Here is a 17,374-nt window from a genome sequence, read left to right as displayed (position 1 = left end):
TAAATAATGCAAAAAAAATCTTTTTTGAAAATTTACGGATTAATTCCTTTTTTACTTATAGCATTCATCAATGCTTTTGTGGATTTGGGACATAAAATTATTATTCAAAATACTATTTATAAGGCCTATGAAGGAAGTGAGCAGTTATTTTTAAATGCTATAGTTAATGCTTTGATTTTACTTCCTTTTATTCTTATGCTTTCTCCTTCGGGTTTTTTAGCGGATAAATATCCAAAAAATATTGTAATGAAAATTTCAGCAATTTTCAATGTTATACTCACTTTAATAATTTGCATTTGTTACTATAGCGGTGCTTTTTGGATGGCTTTTATTTTTACTTTTATAATGGGAGCACAAGCAGCGATTTATTCACCAAGTAAATACGGTTTTATTAAAGAACTCGTAGGAAAAGACTTTCTTGCTATGGGTAATGGTGTAATTAATGCGGTAAGCATTGTGGCAATCTTAGCGGGAATGGCTTTATTTTCTTTAAGCTTTGAAAGTCTTTATAGTTCTATGTATAATCAAACAGATGAAATTTTAAAAGAAGTAGCACCTTTAGGAATTGTGTTAATTTTATTTTCTTGTATCGAAGTATTTTTTGCATGTCGTTTACCTAAGCTCAAACAAACAAATAAAGATTTAGTTTTTAATAAAAAAGATTATATCCGTGGAAAACTTCTAATAAATAATCTTAAGCTTGTTTTTAAAAATAAAACTATTTGGTTTTGCATAATTGGAATTTCATTTTTTTGGGCTATATCTCAACTTTATCTTGTCAGCTTTCCTGTCTTTGCCAAAAATGAACTTTTCATAGAAAATACTTTTTATGTGCAAATTTCACTCGCTTTTTCTGGTATAGGAGTGATTTTAGGCTCTTTAGTAGCTGGTAAATTTTCAAAAAATTATATAGAACTTGGACTTATTCCACTTGGTGCATCGGGTATGTTTTTAATGGTTTTTTTAATGCCTTGTTTTATAAGTTTATTAAGTTATAGTTTTTTATTTTTCTTTTTTGGATTTTGCGGAGCCCTTTTTATCATTCCTTTAAATACTTTAATCCAATTTCATGCCAAAGAAAATGAATTGGGACAAATTCTTGCAGGAAATAATTTTTTTCAAAATATTGCCATGTTAGGATTTTTACTCTTAGCAACTTTATTTGCAAAATTTGAAATCAATGTGGTTTATTTGTTTTATTTTATTGCTTTAGTAACCTTTATAGGAAGTTTTTATATACTTTTAAAACTTCCCTTTTCTTTAGTGCGTATACTTTTAAGCATAGCTTTTTTACAACGATACCGCTTACTTGTAGAAGGTTTTGAAAATATACCAGAAAAAGGTGGAGCTTTACTTTTGGGTAATCATATTTCTTTTATTGATTGGGCTGTTGTACAAATGGCAATTCCAAGAAAAATTTATTTTGTTATGGAAAGAAGCATTTATTCTAAATGGTATATTAAATTTTTTCTTGATAAATTTGGTATTATTCCTGTATCAAGTACAGGAAGTAAGACGAGTTTAGAACTGATAGCAAAGCATATCAAAGAAGGTAATTTAGTTTGCTTATTTCCTGAAGGTACACTTTCACGACATGGACAATTAAATGAATTTAAAGCAGGATTTGAATTAGCTTGTGAATATTTAAGCGAAGATGATGGAAAAATTATTCCTTTTTATATAAGAGGACTTTGGGGTAGCGCTTTTTCAAGAAGCGATGAAGAATTTTCAGCAAGAAACCGCACTTTAAATAAAAGAAAAATTGCTATAGCTTTTGGTAAAGCTATGTCTTTGCATTCTAAAAAAGATGAAGTTAAAGCTAAAGTTTTTGAACTTTCTTTTATGGCTTGGAAATCACAATGTGAAGCTATGCATACTATAGCAAGAGCTTGGATAGATACAGCTAAAAAAAATCTAAATCAAATAGCTATTATCGATACGCTAGCTGGAGATATTTCTTATAGAAAAATGTTGAGTCTTAGTTTAATTCTTAATTTTTTTATTAAAAGAAAATCCAAAGAATTAAACATTAACCCTCAGCGTGGAAGTTACGCTCCTAAAGAGGAAGCTATAGGAATTTTACTACCTGCTTCTTTTGCAAGTTCTTTAACCAATCTATCTGTTTTAATCGCAGAAAAAATTGCAGTAAATCTTAATTTCACTGCTGGAGAAAAAGCTCTAAAAGCAGCTATAAAAAATGCGCAAATTTCACAAATTTATACTTCTAAAACTTTTTTAGAAAAATTAGCAAATAAAGGTATAAACCTAAATTTCGATACAAATATACATTTAATTTATTTTGAAGATATTGTAGAAGATTTTAAAATGCAAAAAACTAAAATTTTTAGCATGATGCTAGCAGTTAGTATTATACCTAGTTTTATACTCAAAAGCATCTTCACTCCTTCAAAAAACAATCTTGCCATCGCAGCTATTTTATTTAGTAGTGGAAGTGAAGGTTCTCCAAAAGGTGTTATGCTCAATAACCGTAATATTTTAAGCAATATAGCACAAATTTCTGATGTGCTTTGCACAAGAAATAATGATGTCATTCTCTCATCTTTACCACCTTTTCATGCTTTTGGACTTACCGTAACTACATTTTTGCCTTTGCTTGAAGGTATTAAAAGCATCACTTTTTCAGATCCAACCGATGCCTTAGGGGTTGCCAAAGCTGTTGCTAAAAATAATGTCACTATTATGTGTGGAACTTCAACCTTTTTAGGAATTTATGCAAGAAATAAAAAGCTTGATGCTTTAATGTTTGAAAGCTTAAGAATAGTTGTATCAGGTGCTGAAAAACTAAAAAATGAAGTAAGAACTGCTTTTGAAATGAAGTTTAAAAAAAGCATTTTTGAAGGTTATGGAGCTACGGAAACCACACCTGTAGCGAGTGTAAATTTACCGAATCGTTTTGATGCGGATTATTGGCTTATACATCGTGCCAATAAAGAAGGAAGCGTAGGAATGCCTCTACCTGGAACTGCGGTACGTATTGTTGATCCAAATAATTATGAAAATTTAAAAACAAATGAAGATGGACTCATACTTATAGGCGGTCATCAAGTTATGGTAGGCTATCTTAATGACAAAGAAAAAACCGATGAAGTGGTTAAAGAAATTGATGGCATAAGATGGTACAACACGGGAGATAAGGGACATTTGGATGAAGATGGTTTTTTATATATTGTCGATCGTTATTCTCGCTTTGCAAAAATTGGCGGAGAGATGATTTCTTTGGGTGCAATAGAAGAAGAAATTGCCAAATTTATAGACACTGAAGTGGTTAAATTTTGTGCCACATCTTTAGAAGATGAGAAAAAAGGGGAACAAATTGTTTTACTCATAGAATGCAATAATGAAATTTTTGAAGGAGTATGTGAGGCTATAAAAAATTCTAATATACCTACACTTTTTAAACCTAGATATTATTTTCAAATAGAAAAAATTCCCCTCCTAGGTTCAGGAAAAGTTGATCTTAAAAAAGTTAAAGAATTAGCTAAAAATTTAGCTATATAATTTGAGCTTATAACAAAGTCCAAATTAAAATTGGCATAGAAACAAAAGCAAAAAGAACTCCAAAGGCTACAGCACTTACGGCTAAATTGCTATCTAGTTTAGCTTTCATTACCATAGCTCCTGCTAAGGTCATAGTAGGAGCTGCGCTTTCTATAATAGCAACGATAGTAGAATCTTTTAATTCTAAATTAAATATTTTCAAACAAAATACAAAAAATAAAGGAGCTAAAATCATTTTAGCAAAGATGACAATTACTGTAGGTTTGTAAGAGGTTTTAATCGCCATAAAGCCAAGTCCTAAACCTATGGCAAAAAGTGCAACAGGGGTTGCAGAAGCGCCAAATAAACGAATAGGAGAGAAAATAAATTCAGGTAAAGTAATCAATTTGCACAAAAAACCAAAAAGCAAAGCTAAAAAAGGTGGAAAACTAAGAATTTTTTTAACATTAGCAAGCAAACTGACTTTTTCTCCATTTCCCAAAGAAAGTATAAAAGGTCCAAAAAGTGATATAGGTAAAGTTGTGGCTAAAGCATCGTAAAATATAACTTCAGCGCTAAATTGTGGGTCATTAAATACACCAGCAACAATAGGCATACCCACAAATATAGTATTTCCAAAACAAGAAAGCAAAAACATACTGACTAAAGTTACTTTAGAAAAATGAAAAACTTTTCCAATAAAAATAGCAAAAAAAGCTGCTAGTATACAGCTAAACAATCCAATAAAAATAAAAATAATCAATGAAAAATCAAAATTTAAATGATATGCTTTATCGAAAATCAAACAAGGTAAAGCAAAAATAATAGCAAAATCTAAAAAAGTCCTAGCTTGTTTTTGCTTCAAAACGCCAATTCTTTTGGCAAAATATCCGCCTGCAAGTAAAATAAAAATTGTAAATAATGGTATAAAAACAAACATTGAATAATCCTTTTTAAGGGATGGTTTTTGAAAACGGATAGAATTATATTCTTTATACTTAAAAAAAATCTTAATATTTTTTAAGTTTTTTAAAAAACCAATATTTTTTATTTTTTGTAACTTTAAGAAATTGTAAGTTGAAATTTGATTTTGAATAGTTAGTATTTTAAGTTGAATGATTATAATTTTAAATAATGGTGCGGTTAGCGAGATTTGAACTCGCACACGCGGAGCGCACCACCCCCTCAAGATGGCGTGTCTACCAATTCCACCATAACCGCATAGAAAAAAGCCCAAAAAAGGGCTTTAATAAGTTTTATTGTAAAACTATAAAAGGATTTGCGTAAAGTGCTATTAGCGCGATAACAAGAGCATAGATAACTTGTGCTTCAATCATCGCTAAAGCGATAAACATAGTTGTCATTAATTTTGGCCCAAGACCAGGGTTTCTAGCTGTTCCTGCAATTGTTGCCGCTGCAGTATTACCCATACCGATAGCACCACCAAGTGCTGCAACACCAAGACCTAAGCCTGCTGCAAGAACTGAAAATGCTTTAATCCATACATTAATAGCTTCTTGCTCTACTGGAGCATTAATTTCAGCTGCAAAAGCTACTGCTGCACATGCTAATAATAAAAAAAGAACTTTTTTCATTATCTTAACCTTTCTATAAAAAAATTTTTTTCAATTTTTAAATCAGTTCGGCTTGCGTATCCCTACTTAAGACTTAAAAATAAAGCCGAATTATAACCAAAGGTATCTTTATTTTTATTGAAATTTACAAAAATTCACATTTTTGATTTAAATTTGATTGTTTTCAATAAAGCTTAAAAGTTTTTTTGCTTTAATAATATTTTAAAATAATTTTTAAGTTAAGGTTGCAACATTGAGTTCTAAATTTTCAAAAATAGGTTTCATTTTAGCGGTAGCAGGTTCAGCGGTGGGCTTGGGTAATGCTTGGAAATTTCCAACACTAGTAGGTCAAAGTGGTGGATCTGCTTTTATCTTGCTTTATATAATTCTTACTTTAGGTGTAGGTTTTGTGATATTTTTAGCTGAGCTTAGCATAGGAAAAATTAGTGAAAAAGATCCGGTTAATGCCTATGAAAAGTTAGCACCTTCAAATAAAAAAGCTTGGTCTTATGTTGGTTTTACTATGGTGGGGGCGATTTTAATAGTTTCTTTTTATACCTTGGTGATTGGCTGGATAGTTAAATATGTGTTTTTAAGTATCACTGGAAATTTGCCTATGGATCTAGAAGTAAGTAAAGCACAGTTTGGATTTTTTATAAGTGAGGATTTTTTAAGTCAGTTTATTTGTTTTACTTTGGTTTTTTTATGTGTTTTTTATATTGTTTCTAAAGGTGTTAAGAATGGGATTGAAAAGTTAAATGTTTGGATGATGCCTTCATTGTTTATTTTACTTATTTTGATGCTTGTTTATGCTATTAGCAAAGATGGTTTTATAATGGCGGTTAAATTTCTTTTTGTACCTGATTTTTCCAAAATCAACACTTCAAACGTTCTTGAAGCCTTAGGACTTGCTTTTTTTAGTCTTTCTTTGGGCGTTGGAACGGTTATTACTTATTCTGCTAGTCTGCCTGATAAAACTAATTTTATTACCAGTACTTTAAATATTATTTTTATCAATCTTTTAGTTGGTTTATTAATGGGTTTGGTTGTTTTTACTTTTATCTTTGAATTTGGTTACAATCCTAATCAGCAAGGACCAGGACTTGTTTTTATTTCCTTAGCTACTTTATTTGAAAAAATTGGAGTGATTGGTTGTATTTTTGGAGCAGCGTTTTTTATTTCTTTAATCTTTGCTGGTATTACTTCAGCTGTTTCAATGATAGAGCCTTTCACTTTTTACCTTATTAATACTTTTGGTATGAGCCGTAAAAAAGCTTTGATTTTAATAGGAATTGTTGTTTATATTTTAGGAATGTTGTGTATTTTATCTTCTTTAAAAAGTACTCAGTTTGGATTTTTTGGAATGAGTTTTTTTGATTTGCTTGATAGTGTTTCAAGCAAGGTTATTATGCCTTTAGGTGGAATTTTGGCAGCTATTTTTGTGGGATTTGTGATGAAAAAAGAAGCTTTAAAAATTTTATTTAAACCTTATATGAGGGGTATATTTTTTGAACTTTGGTATGTGTTTTTGAGATTTATTTCCCCTTCGGCTGTTGTTATAGTTATGATAGCCGCTTTTTTAAAGTGAGTTTGAAAAATAATGAGAACATATTTTTCAAAAATCGGTTTTGTATTGGCTGTTGCTGGTGGAGCCGTTGGTTTAGGTAATGCTTGGAAATTTCCAACTTTAAGCGCAGAAAATGGTGGTTTTGTTTTTGTGCTTTTATATTTGTTTTTTACTTTAACTATAGGATTTAGTATTTTTTTGGCTGAAGTGGCTATGGGACGTTTAAGTAAAAGTGATCTTGCAAATGCTTATTCAAATCTTGCCATAAAATATGGCAATAGATGGCGATATGGCGGCGTTTTTATGTTAGGTGGTATTTTTATCCTCTCTTTTTATCTAGTTATCATGGGATGGGTTTTAAAATATACTGTAGTGAGTCTTTATTATCTTCCTAAAACTTTAGATGAAGCAGCAAGTAATTTTCAGAATGTAATTACTACAAATTTGACAAGTTCTGTTTTTTTCTTCACTTTATCTTTTTTTCTTACTTTATTGATAGTATCTAAAGGTTTAATCAAAGGGATTGAAAAATTAAACGTTGTTATAATGCCTAGCTTATTTTTAATGCTTGTTTTTATGTTGTTTTATTGCATGGGATTTAAGCAAGGTTTTGCAAATGCTTTTTCTTATTTATTTTATCCCGATTTTTCACATTTTAAATTCAGCTCTATTGCCGAAGCTTTAGGGCTTGCATTTTTTACCTTATGCTTGGGAATAGGTTGTATAGTTACATATTCATCGGCCTTGGATAAAAAAACAAATTTTATAAAAAGTTCAGTGTATATTGTTTTGATTAATTTATTGATTTCTTTTATTATGGGACTTATTGTTTTTACTTTTATCTTTGAATTTGGAGCCGATCCGCATACTCAAGGAGCAGGAATTGTTTTTGTATCCTTGATGAGTTTGTTTAATCAACTTGGAGCTTTAGGCTATATTTTTGCATTTTGTTTTTTCTTAGCACTTTTTTTTGCTGGTATTACTTCAGCTATTTCAATGATAGAGCCTTTAACTTTTTATATGATTAATAACTATCAAATTTCTCGTGTTAAAGCTCTATTTTTAATAGGTTTATTTGTTTTTGTTTTTGGAATTTGTTGTATCTTGTCATTAAATTTAAATTTTTTTTCTATGTTTAGTTTTTTTGGCAAAGATTTTTTTACTTTATTAGATAAATTAACTTCAAATTTTTTACTTCCACTTGGTGCTATAGTATGCTCTATATTTGTAGGTTTTTTTATGAATAAAAAACAAATTTATAAAATTTTTTCTAAATTTATAAGTCGAAAAATTTTCTTAATTTGGTTGTTTTTTATTCGTTTTATATCGCCTATAGCAATAATTTTGGTAATGTGTTATCAAATTTTTGTATAATAATGAAAAAATATTTTTTTAAGGAAAAATAATGGCTAAAAAATTCATCGATGTAATGGATACAAGCTTTAGGGACGGTTTTCAGTCTGTTTATGGAGCTAGGGTTTTAATGGATGATTTTTTTCCTGCAGTAGAAGCAGCAAAAGAAGCGGGTATTACTCATTTTGAATTTGGTGGTGGTGCTAGATTTCAAAGCTTGTATTTTTATCTTAATGAAGATGCTTTTACCATGATGGATAGATTTAGGGCTATTGTAGGAAAAGATGCTAATCTTCAAACTTTAGCAAGAGGAGTCAATACCGTTACTTTAGATACTGGAAATAGTGAACTTATTGATTTGCATGCAAAACTTTTTGCAAAACACGGTACTACAACGATAAGAAATTTTGATGCCCTTAATGATGTAAATAATTTAAAATTTAGTGGTGAATGTATAGTAAAACATGGGTTAAAGCATGAAATTACTATTACTTTAATGGATTTACCGTCAAATTGCAAAGGTGCTCATGATGTGCCTTTTTATGAAAAAATTTTAAAAGAAATTTTAACAGCAGAAATTCCTTTTCATAGTATTTGTTTCAAAGATGCAAGTGGAACTTCTAATCCAAATAAAATTTATAAAACCATTAAAATGGCTAGAAAAATTTTACCTCAAGATACACATATTAGACTTCATACGCATGAAACCGCAGGGGTGAGTATAGCTTGCTATCTTGCAGCGCTTGAAGCAGGGGTTGATGGTATTGATTTGGCTGCAGCTCCTGTAAGTGGTGGAACTTCTCAGCCTGATATTTTAACCATGATGCATGCTTTAAAAGGCAAAGATTATGATTTAGGTGGACTTGAAGAAGAAAAAATTTTAAGATACGAAGAAGTTTTAAAAGATTGTTTAAAAGAGTATTTTTTACCCCCTGAAGCTACTATGGTAAATCCACTTATTCCTTTTTCTCCTATGCCAGGAGGAGCTTTAACAGCAAATACACAAATGATGAGGGATAATAATATTTTAGATAAATTTCCACAGGTCATTCATGCTATGAGAGAAGTTGTGGAAAAAGGTGGATTTGGTACTTCGGTTACTCCAGTTTCTCAATTTTATTTTCAACAAGCATTTAATAATGTTATGTTTGGGCCTTGGAAAAAAATCGCAGAAGGTTATGGAAAAATGGTGCTTGGTTATTTTGGAAAAACTCCTGTTACACCCGATGCAAACATTGTTGAACTTGCTTCAAAACAACTTAATTTAGAACCCACTACAGAGCTTGCTATTAATATAGCCGATAAAGATGAGAGTAAAAGCATAGCTTATACTAAAACCTTGCTTGAAAAAGAGGGTATAGAAACGAGTGAAGAAAATATATTTATTGCAGCAGCTTGTAAAGAAAAAGGTATAGCATTTTTAAAAGGAGAGGCAAAGGTAAATATACGCAAATTAGCTAGCATGCCAAAGCCTATGAGTGTAGATGAAAACAAATTTACTGTAGCTGTAAATGGTAATAAATATCATGTGGAAGTGAGTTATGGTTTTGATAAAGATGTTAATGTTAAGAGTGTAAAAAAAGTAGAAGAAAATAAAAATATTATTTCTTCAAATTCAACAAGTTCTGTCGATGCTGAAAATGAAATTTTAGCAGGTATTTCAGGTAATGTCTTTAAAATTTATGTTAACGAAGGTGAGGAAGTAAAATCAGGTCAAGCTATCATGGTTTTAGAAGCAATGAAGATGGAGATTGAGGTTAATGCCCCAAAAGATGGAATTATTTTAGAGCTTTGTATTAAAATAGGTGATACTGTTAATGAAGGCGAAGTATTAGCTATTTACAAGAATTAAAGTGAGGGAAAAATGAAAAAATTTGATAAGTTAGGTTTGGATAATATAAAGGAAATTTTTCATAATTTAAGTTATGATGAATTAAATGCTCATGAAAAAGCAAATAATGAAGGTTTAAGCACGGATAATGATACTTTTTGTGTAGATACAGGGATTTTTACAGGTAGAAGTCCTAAAGATAAATATTTTGTAAAACAAGATCCATCTAGTAAATATATAGCTTGGGGAAAGGTAAATCAGCCTATTACAAAAGAATTATTTGATAAACTTTTAACTAAAGCAAAGCAAGAATTAAGCGGAAAGAAAATTTATGTTCAAGATGTTTTTTGCGGTGCTTCTTTGCAAAGTCGCAAAGCAGTAAGATTTGTTACTGAAATTGCATGGCAAGCGCATTTTGTTAAAAATATGTTTATTCGCCCAAGTCAAGAGGAACTTGAGAATTTTAAAGCAGATTTTATTGTTTATAATGCTTGCAAATGCATCAATGAAGATTACAAACAAGATGGTTTAAATTCAGAGGTTTTTGTGATCTTTAATGTTGAAGAAAATATAGCGGTTATTGGTGGAACTTGGTATGGTGGAGAAATGAAAAAAGGTATTTTTTCTATGATGAATTATTGGTTGCCACTAGAAAATAAACTTTCTATGCATTGTAGTGCAAATGTCGGAGAAAAAGACGATGTGGCACTTTTCTTTGGACTTAGCGGTACAGGAAAAACTACGCTTTCAACCGATCCAAAAAGAAGACTCATAGGTGATGATGAGCATGGCTGGGATGATGAAGGTGTGTTTAATTTTGAGGGCGGTTGCTATGCAAAAACAATCAATCTTGATCCTGAATATGAGCCTGAAATTTATGGAGCCATTAAAAGAAATGCACTTTTAGAAAATGTAGTTTTAAGAGCTGATAAGAGTGTTGATTATGCTGATGCCTCAAAAACAGAAAACACGAGAGTTTCTTATCCTATAGAGCATATTGAAAATCATGAGCCTAGTCTAAAAGCAGGGCATCCAAAAAATATTATATTTTTAAGTGCAGATGCTTTTGGAATTTTACCCCCGGTGAGCAAACTAAGCAAAGAGCAGGCTATGTATTATTTTTTAAGTGGCTATACAGCAAAAGTAGCTGGAACTGAGCGCGGTATAACAGAGCCTCAAGCAACTTTTTCAGCTTGTTTTGGAGAACCTTTTATGCCTTTACATCCAACGGTTTATGCGAGATTGCTTGGTGAAAAGATTGAAAAACATGAAGTTAATGTTTATCTTGTTAATACGGGTTGGAGTGGCGGAAGCTACGGTGTGGGTAAAAGAATGAGCATTAAGGCTACTAGGACTTGCATTAATGCTATTCTAGATGGAAGTATTACAAAATGCGAATTTGAAAATTTTGAAGTGTTTGATTTAGCTATTCCAAAAGCTTTAGAAGGTGTAGAAAGTGTACTTTTAAATCCTATAAATACTTGGTTAGATAAAAATGCTTATATTGCAACAAGAGATAAATTAGCACATATGTTTATACAAAATTTTAAACGTTATGAAGATGTCAAAGAAGGCATTGAATTTAGCAAATTTGGACCAAAAATTTAAGGCATTTAAATGAAAAATGAAATGTGGTCAGGACGTTTTAGTGATGCAAGTGATGAGCTTTTAAAAGAATTTAATGCAAGTTTAAATGTAGATAAAACTTTGTTCAATGAAGATATACAAGGTTCTATAGCACACGCTACAATGCTTGAAAGTTGTGGTATTTTAAAAAAAGAAGAATTAGATGCTATTATAAAAGGTTTAGAGCAGGTTAGAAGTGAAATAGAGCAAGGTAAATTTATTTTTGATATTAAAGATGAAGATATTCATATGGCCGTAGAAAAGCGTTTAAGCGAGATTATAGGTAGTGAAATTGGTGGAAGACTTCATACTGCAAGAAGTAGAAATGATCAAGTGGCTACTGATTTTAAACTTTTTGTCAAAAAATCTCATATTGAACTTATAAAGCTTTTAAAAGAATTGATTCAAACCATGCTCGAACATGCTAAAGTGCATAAAAAAACTATTATGCCAAGTTTTACACATTTACAGCACGCTCAGCCTGTGAGTTTTTCTTTTTATATTTTAGCTTATGCTTTTATGTTAATGCGAGATATTAAGCGTTTGCAAAATAGCCTAGAACTCGCAGACTTTTCGCCACTTGGATCTTGTGCATGTGCAGGAACAAGCTATAGAACCAATCGTGAGTTGAGTGCTGAAATTTTAGGATTTAAAGATATTATGCTAAATGCTATGGATGGAGTGAGTGATAGGGATTTTGCTCTTGATTTGCTTTATGATATAGCAGTTATTTTTACGCACACATCAAGACTTTGCGAAGAAATGATCTTATTTTCAAGTTCGGAGTTTTCTTTTATAACTATAAGTGATAGCTTTTCAACAGGAAGTTCTATTATGCCTCAGAAAAAAAATCCTGATGTTTGTGAGCTTATACGTGGAAAAACAGGGCGTGTTTATGGAAATTTGATTTCTCTTTTAACTATAATGAAAGCTTTACCTTTAGCCTATAATAAAGATATGCAAGAAGATAAAGAAGGGATTTTTGATAGTGTAAAAACCGCTAAAGATAGCTTAATCATCTTAAATGCAATGCTAAAAGAAATACAAATTAATAAAGAAAATATGCTTAATGCTTGTAAAAAAGGTCATTTATTGGCTACCGATTTGGCAGATTATTTGGTGCGTGAAAAAAATATTCCTTTTAGAAAAGCACATTTTATAGTGGGAAATGTTGTTGCACAAGCTGAAGCACAAGGTATTGATATAAGTGAAATTAAAGATCTTTCAAAAATAGATTCTGTATTTGATGAAAAAGCTATGGAACTTTTAAATTTTGAATTTTCTTTAAATTCTAAGCAAAGTGAAGGCTCAAGTTCTATTGCAAGCGTAGAAAAGCAAATTCAAATTTTGGAAGGTTTTATTCAAAATTTATAAATATTGTTTAGGCTATTTTGCCTAAACATTGAATCTAAAGTGCATTACATCGCCGTCTAAAACGATATAGTCTTTTCCTTCAAGGCGTAGCTTTCCTGCTTCTTTGGCGCCATTTTCGCCTTTGTATTGGATATAGTCTTCATAGGAAATAACTTCAGCTTTTATAAAGCCTTTTTCAAAGTCATTATGAATCACGCTTGCTGCTTTTGGTGCTTTCCAGCCTTTTTTGATTGTCCAAGAACGCACTTCAACTACACCAGCGGTAAAATAACTGATCAGTCCAAGCTTAGCAAAAGCAGTGCGTATGATTTGATCAAGACCGCTTTCGTTAACTCCTAGAGAGCTTAAAAATTCATGACTTTCTTCATCGCTTAATCCTACTAATTCTTCTTCGATTTTTGCACAAAGCTTGATAACTTCATGATCATTTTTTTTAGCATATTCTTTTAAAGCTTTTACATAATCATTATCTTCACTAATACCATTTTCATCAACATTTGCACCATAAATCACCTCTTTAGCAGAAAGCAGTCTTAATTCCTTGATTAGGGCTTGATAAATTTCACTTTCCTTTTCAGGATAAGAACTTGCAGCTAAGCCTTTGTTTAAATGATCAAGTAAGGAATTTGCAAGTTCGAGACTTTCTTTGGCGCCCTTTTGATTGGCTTTGGCTTCTTTGGTGAGTTTTTCTATTTTTTTACTCAGTTGCTCAATATCTGCTAAAATAAGCTCTGTATTGATAATTTCTACATCACGTAAAGGATCAACTCCACCTTCAACATGGGTAATATTTTCTTCATCAAAACAACGTACTATATGCAAAATAACCTCAGTTTCACGTATATTTGAAAGAAATTTATTTCCCAAGCCTTCGCCTTTACTTGCGCCTTTAACAAGTCCAGCGATATCTACAAATTCTATTAAAGAATGCATAATTCTTTCAGGTTTTACTATTTTAGCAAGTTCATTAAGTCTTAAATCAGGAACTTCAACCATGGCTTTATTAGGCTCTATGGTGCAGAAAGGATAGTTTGCACTTTGGGCATTTTGTGCTTTAGTTAAAGCATTAAAAGTTGTTGATTTGCCAACATTTGGAAGTCCTACTATACCTACGCTTAAACTCATTTAGCTTTCCTTAAAATTTGAATTAAATAATTAACACACATTCTAACTCCAGCTCCACCTGCGCCAAAACTAGAATATCCCCAAGATTTTTCTGTATAAGCAGGTCCTGCTATGTCAAGATGTAGCCATTTATCTTTATATTCTTTACGAATAAATTTATCTAAAAATAACCCTGCGGTAATTGCACCTCCGTAGCGACTAGAGGCAGTATTACTAACATCGGCAATATTTGATTTTATAAGTTCTCTTAAGTAAGGGTTGAAATGTAAGATTGTGGTATATTCTCCGCTTTTTTTAGAGCTTAGATAAAAATCATTTTGCAATTCCTCATTATTTCCCATAATAGCACTTGTAAATTCTCCAAGTCCTACAACACAAGCTCCAGTAAGAGTTGCCATATCGATAAGTAAATCAGGTTTTAAATCCTGTGCAAAAGAAAGACAATCAGCTAAAACCAAGCGTCCTTCTGCATCTGTATTTCTTACCTCTATGCTTACACCTTCACGACTGATTAACACATCATCAGGCTTATAAGCATTGCCCCCTATCATATTTTCAGTTGCGCCCAAAATGCAATGCACTTCTAAATCTAAAGCAAGTTCAGCTACGGCTTTTATGATTCCCATTACTGCTGCTGCACCGCTTTTATCAGCTTTCATTGTAAGCATAAAATCAGCTGGTTTTAAGCTTAATCCACCGCTATCGTAAGTTAAGCCTTTTCCAACAAATACAACACGTTTTTTTGCATTTTTGGCTTTATAGCTTAGATGAATGAGGCGTGGTGGGTGTATCGAGGCGCGATTTACCGCTAAAAAGGCATTCATTTTTTCTTTGGCTAAGAATTTTTCATCATAAATTTTACAAATAATGTTTTTATTTTCTTTAGCTAAATTTTGCGCATCTTCTGCCATTTTTAAAGGGGTGTAAATTTCAGGAATTTCATTGACTATATTTTTAGTAAAATTTGTAGCATTAGCTAAAATTTCTCCACGCTCTAAACCTATCTTAGCTTCATCTTTATTAAATTTCTTACCATTTAATTCTTCGCTTGAAATAATAAATTTTTCCAAAGTACTTGTTTTTTTCTCGCTTTTATATTTGTCAAATTTATAAGCTCCAAAAAGTACGCCTTCAACTAAAGATGCAAAACTTCTAACTACACAATCTCCTATTATGCTAGGAAGTTTTACGCTTTTAATATTAAGTTTCTCAAGAGTTTTATATGCTGTGCAAAGACTTAATCTTATATCCTCATAAGCAAGACTTTTAAGCTCTAAATAAAGCTTTTTATTGTTTAAGTCTAATAATGCACCTTCGCCTTTGTAATTATTAAGTTTAAAAAAATCTTTTTCTTTGTTAAAAATTTTTAAATTTTTATCCTGTATAAAAACAAGTTCAAAGTCTGCTTTTATAGCATCTAGTTTTTTATCGTTTAATTCAAATTTCATGATTTTTTCCTTTTATCTTTAAGTATAGCTTTTTCCATTTGTTTAAAACCAAATAATAAAAGGGATAAAAAAGCTATAATAATAATGGCTGCATAATACCAATGTTCTTCAGCCCAAGTCACCATCTTCCAAATTTGTTCTCCAAAATACCAAGCTAAAAGTATAGTGATTGATGCCCAAACCCAAGCACTAAAAAGATTGATAATAGCAAATTTTTTTGCACTATAACGCGTGATTCCTATACTCATAGGTATAATGGTTCTAAAACCATACATATAGCGTTGTATAAAAATAATAGGCCAACCAAAACGTTGTAAAAGTAGGTGTGCTACTGCAAATTTACGCCTTTGAGTTTTTAATTTTTTTTGTATGTAGCGTTTATTATATCTTCCTATATAGAAATAAATTTGATCACCTACAAAACCACCAAGTCCTGCTATAAATATAACAAAACCTAAATTTACATGTCCTTGATGAGCAAAAATACCTGCTAAAATTAAAGCTAACTCTCCTTCTAAAATGCACCATAAAAAAATAATAATATAAGCTAGATCTTTGTATTGGTAAAGTAAATTTTTTAAAAATTCTTCCATTTGTACCTTTCTATAGTTTTAAATTTCTAAAACACTATAAACTGAAGTAAGTTTTTCAAGTTTATTTGCTCCATTTAAATCTTTAAGATTCATTAAAAAACAAGCTTCAACACATTTAGCTCCAGCTTTTTGAATGAGTTCATATGAAGCTATAGCTGTTCCGCCAGTTGCTATTAAATCATCTACAAGTAAAACTCTTGCATTTTGAATATTTTTAAATGCATCTTTATGAAGTTCTACTTTATCGCTGCCATATTCAAGATCGTATTCGCAGCTAAAGGTTTCAAAAGGGAGTTTTCCAGGTTTTCTAATAGGCACAAAAGGAAGATTAAGTTTTGCACAAATCATAGATGCAAAGATAAATCCTCTGCTTTCTGTTCCTGCTATGAAGTCTAGATTGTAATCTTTGTAGCGTTCTTTTAAATGTCTAAGTAGAAAATTTAAAGCTTCTTTGTTATTTAGTAGAGTGGTGATATCTCTAAAAATAATTCCTTTTTTTGGAAAATCAGGAATAATCCTAATGCTATCAAGCAGATATTTTTTTTCTTCTTGTGTTAGTTTTATCATAATAATGCCTCGATTTTTGCTTCTAATTCTTTAATTCTTTGTCTTAGTTTGTCATTTTCCAAGCGATATTGAGAATTTCTGGTTCTTAAAGATGTAAGGTCTGCTTTGATTTTATTAAGTTCTTCTGTGAGTATATCTATATTTCCAAGACTTCTTTGAAGTTGAATTTGTAGTTTTCTAATGACAATCTCAGTATCATCAAGATTGTTTTTGATAAAATCTTTTGATGTTTTTTCTTTATTAAGTAGAGTTTTATAGTAAAACAACATTACAATAAGATAGATAGTTGCACAAATCAATATAGTTAAAACAAGCCAGTTTGTAAACATTATATTTTTACCTCAATTTTTTGAATTCTTTGTATATGTCTCCCTTCTTCAAAAGGAGTTTGAATGAATTTTTCTATAATATCTATAGCTAATTCAACCCCAATTAATCTTCCGCCTAATGCCAAAACATTGGCATCATTATGCCTTCTTGCAAGTTCTGCACTTAAGCTTTCGTGGCATAATGCACAACGAATGTTTTTATGACGATTTGCTGCAATAGAAATTCCAATTCCACTTCCACAAATAAGAATGCCAAAGCTCCGTTTGTTTATTTTTTCGGCAAGTAAATGCGCATAATCAGGATAATCGCAGCTTGCGCAAGTGTTTGTTCCTAAATCGTTAAAAATTATATTTTTTTCTTTTAAAAATACGCAAATTTTTTCTTTTAATTCAAAACCAGCATGATCACTAGCAATATAAATTTTTTCCCTAAGCATTGGTTTCCTAATTACTATATAAAATAAGATAAAAACCTAATCTTATCATATT

At 30.8% G+C, this 17,374-nt stretch carries 14 protein-coding genes and 1 tRNA gene; 6 read left to right on the top strand and 9 right to left on the bottom strand.

Annotated features, from left to right (window positions below):
• The first annotated feature begins 6 nt into the window (after positions 1–6).
• Entirely contained in the window at positions 7–3,519 is a 3,513-nt protein-coding gene (locus FBF22_RS04535; RefSeq protein WP_002885671.1) for an acyl-[ACP]--phospholipid O-acyltransferase, read from the top strand.
• Between the two features lie 7 nt (positions 3,520–3,526).
• On the opposite strand, the gene FBF22_RS04530 is transcribed toward FBF22_RS04535, so the two are convergent.
• From FBF22_RS04530 to FBF22_RS04520, 3 genes are all read right to left on the bottom strand, one after another.
• The gene (locus FBF22_RS04530; RefSeq protein ID WP_002873968.1) at positions 3,527–4,438 is read right to left on the bottom strand and encodes an AEC family transporter; all 912 of its coding nucleotides are present in this window, start codon (positions 4,436–4,438) and stop codon (positions 3,527–3,529) included.
• Positions 4,439–4,633: 195 nt separating this feature from the next.
• Positions 4,634–4,719: transfer RNA gene (locus tag FBF22_RS04525), tRNA-Leu, on the bottom strand.
• A gap of 35 nt (positions 4,720–4,754) precedes the next feature.
• Positions 4,755–5,093 carry a F0F1 ATP synthase subunit C gene (locus tag FBF22_RS04520; RefSeq protein ID WP_002860554.1) on the bottom strand — a complete coding sequence of 113 codons (339 nt, stop codon included), beginning with the start codon at positions 5,091–5,093 and terminating at the stop codon, positions 4,755–4,757.
• A gap of 232 nt (positions 5,094–5,325) precedes the next feature.
• On the opposite strand from FBF22_RS04520, the gene FBF22_RS04515 reads away from it, so the two are divergent.
• From FBF22_RS04515 to argH, 5 genes are read left to right on the top strand one after another with little or no spacing between them, the layout of a single operon-like run.
• Positions 5,326–6,660: a sodium-dependent transporter gene (locus FBF22_RS04515; RefSeq protein ID WP_165432991.1), complete on the top strand. Its 1,335-nt coding sequence runs from the start codon at positions 5,326–5,328 to the stop codon at positions 6,658–6,660.
• Positions 6,661–6,672: 12 nt separating this feature from the next.
• Positions 6,673–8,013 carry a sodium-dependent transporter gene (locus tag FBF22_RS04510; RefSeq protein WP_011049815.1) on the top strand — a complete coding sequence of 447 codons (1,341 nt, stop codon included), beginning with the start codon at positions 6,673–6,675 and terminating at the stop codon, positions 8,011–8,013.
• A gap of 31 nt (positions 8,014–8,044) precedes the next feature.
• Positions 8,045–9,844, top strand: coding sequence for a biotin/lipoyl-containing protein (locus tag FBF22_RS04505; RefSeq protein WP_002859573.1), 1,800 nt, complete (start codon positions 8,045–8,047; stop codon positions 9,842–9,844).
• 12 nt (positions 9,845–9,856) lie between these two features.
• The gene (pckA, locus tag FBF22_RS04500) at positions 9,857–11,431 is read left to right on the top strand and encodes a phosphoenolpyruvate carboxykinase (ATP) (RefSeq protein WP_002885431.1); all 1,575 of its coding nucleotides are present in this window, start codon (positions 9,857–9,859) and stop codon (positions 11,429–11,431) included.
• A 9-nt stretch (positions 11,432–11,440) separates the two neighbouring features.
• Positions 11,441–12,823 carry an argininosuccinate lyase gene (gene argH, locus FBF22_RS04495; RefSeq protein ID WP_165433267.1) on the top strand — a complete coding sequence of 461 codons (1,383 nt, stop codon included), beginning with the start codon at positions 11,441–11,443 and terminating at the stop codon, positions 12,821–12,823.
• Positions 12,824–12,844: 21 nt separating this feature from the next.
• Here argH and ychF read toward each other — a convergent pair whose 3' ends face one another.
• From ychF to rpiB, 6 genes are read right to left on the bottom strand one after another with little or no spacing between them, the layout of a single operon-like run.
• Positions 12,845–13,948: a redox-regulated ATPase YchF gene (gene ychF, locus FBF22_RS04490; protein ID WP_002853275.1), complete on the bottom strand. Its 1,104-nt coding sequence runs from the start codon at positions 13,946–13,948 to the stop codon at positions 12,845–12,847.
• On the bottom strand, positions 13,945–15,396 hold the full coding sequence (locus tag FBF22_RS04485; RefSeq protein ID WP_002885430.1) for a leucyl aminopeptidase: 1,452 nt from the start codon (positions 15,394–15,396) through the stop codon (positions 13,945–13,947). The genes ychF and FBF22_RS04485 overlap by 4 nt, the downstream gene beginning before the upstream one ends.
• Positions 15,393–15,989 carry a DedA family protein gene (locus FBF22_RS04480; protein WP_002854047.1) on the bottom strand — a complete coding sequence of 199 codons (597 nt, stop codon included), beginning with the start codon at positions 15,987–15,989 and terminating at the stop codon, positions 15,393–15,395. Before FBF22_RS04480 ends, FBF22_RS04485 begins: the two co-directional genes overlap by 4 nt.
• An 18-nt stretch (positions 15,990–16,007) precedes the next feature.
• Positions 16,008–16,556: an adenine phosphoribosyltransferase gene (apt, locus tag FBF22_RS04475; RefSeq protein ID WP_002859569.1), complete on the bottom strand. Its 549-nt coding sequence runs from the start codon at positions 16,554–16,556 to the stop codon at positions 16,008–16,010.
• Positions 16,553–16,885 carry a membrane protein gene (locus FBF22_RS04470; protein ID WP_002853247.1) on the bottom strand — a complete coding sequence of 111 codons (333 nt, stop codon included), beginning with the start codon at positions 16,883–16,885 and terminating at the stop codon, positions 16,553–16,555. The genes apt and FBF22_RS04470 overlap by 4 nt, the downstream gene beginning before the upstream one ends.
• Positions 16,885–17,322, bottom strand: coding sequence for a ribose 5-phosphate isomerase B (gene rpiB, locus FBF22_RS04465; RefSeq protein WP_002885429.1), 438 nt, complete (start codon positions 17,320–17,322; stop codon positions 16,885–16,887). The genes FBF22_RS04470 and rpiB overlap by 1 nt, the downstream gene beginning before the upstream one ends.
• Between the last annotated feature and the right edge of the window lie 52 nt (positions 17,323–17,374).

Origin of the sequence: Campylobacter sp. CFSAN093260 (assembly GCF_012890095.1) — a bacterium.
Classification (GTDB): domain Bacteria; phylum Campylobacterota; class Campylobacteria; order Campylobacterales; family Campylobacteraceae; genus Campylobacter_D; species Campylobacter_D jejuni.
The sequence above is the reverse complement of the archived record's forward strand: the minus strand, read 5'-3'. Positions and strand labels throughout refer to the sequence as shown.

What these genes read in the sequence shown, in the direction of transcription:
- ychF (WP_002853275.1), bottom strand. Translation starts at nt 13,948, where the DNA reads ATGAGTTTAAGCGTAGGTATAGTAGGACTTCCAAATGTTGGCAAATCA.
- FBF22_RS04480 (WP_002854047.1), bottom strand. Translation starts at nt 15,989, where the DNA reads ATGGAAGAATTTTTAAAAAATTTACTTTACCAATACAAAGATCTAGCT.
- FBF22_RS04530 (WP_002873968.1), bottom strand. Translation starts at nt 4,438, where the DNA reads ATGTTTGTTTTTATACCATTATTTACAATTTTTATTTTACTTGCAGGC.
- FBF22_RS04510 (WP_011049815.1), top strand. Translation starts at nt 6,673, where the DNA reads ATGAGAACATATTTTTCAAAAATCGGTTTTGTATTGGCTGTTGCTGGT.
- FBF22_RS04520 (WP_002860554.1), bottom strand. Translation starts at nt 5,093, where the DNA reads ATGAAAAAAGTTCTTTTTTTATTATTAGCATGTGCAGCAGTAGCTTTT.
- rpiB (WP_002885429.1), bottom strand. Translation starts at nt 17,322, where the DNA reads ATGCTTAGGGAAAAAATTTATATTGCTAGTGATCATGCTGGTTTTGAA.
- argH (WP_165433267.1), top strand. Translation starts at nt 11,441, where the DNA reads ATGAAAAATGAAATGTGGTCAGGACGTTTTAGTGATGCAAGTGATGAG.
- FBF22_RS04535 (WP_002885671.1), top strand. Translation starts at nt 7, where the DNA reads ATGCAAAAAAAATCTTTTTTGAAAATTTACGGATTAATTCCTTTTTTA.
- apt (WP_002859569.1), bottom strand. Translation starts at nt 16,556, where the DNA reads ATGATAAAACTAACACAAGAAGAAAAAAAATATCTGCTTGATAGCATT.
- FBF22_RS04485 (WP_002885430.1), bottom strand. Translation starts at nt 15,396, where the DNA reads ATGAAATTTGAATTAAACGATAAAAAACTAGATGCTATAAAAGCAGAC.
- FBF22_RS04470 (WP_002853247.1), bottom strand. Translation starts at nt 16,885, where the DNA reads ATGTTTACAAACTGGCTTGTTTTAACTATATTGATTTGTGCAACTATC.
- FBF22_RS04505 (WP_002859573.1), top strand. Translation starts at nt 8,045, where the DNA reads ATGGCTAAAAAATTCATCGATGTAATGGATACAAGCTTTAGGGACGGT.
- pckA (WP_002885431.1), top strand. Translation starts at nt 9,857, where the DNA reads ATGAAAAAATTTGATAAGTTAGGTTTGGATAATATAAAGGAAATTTTT.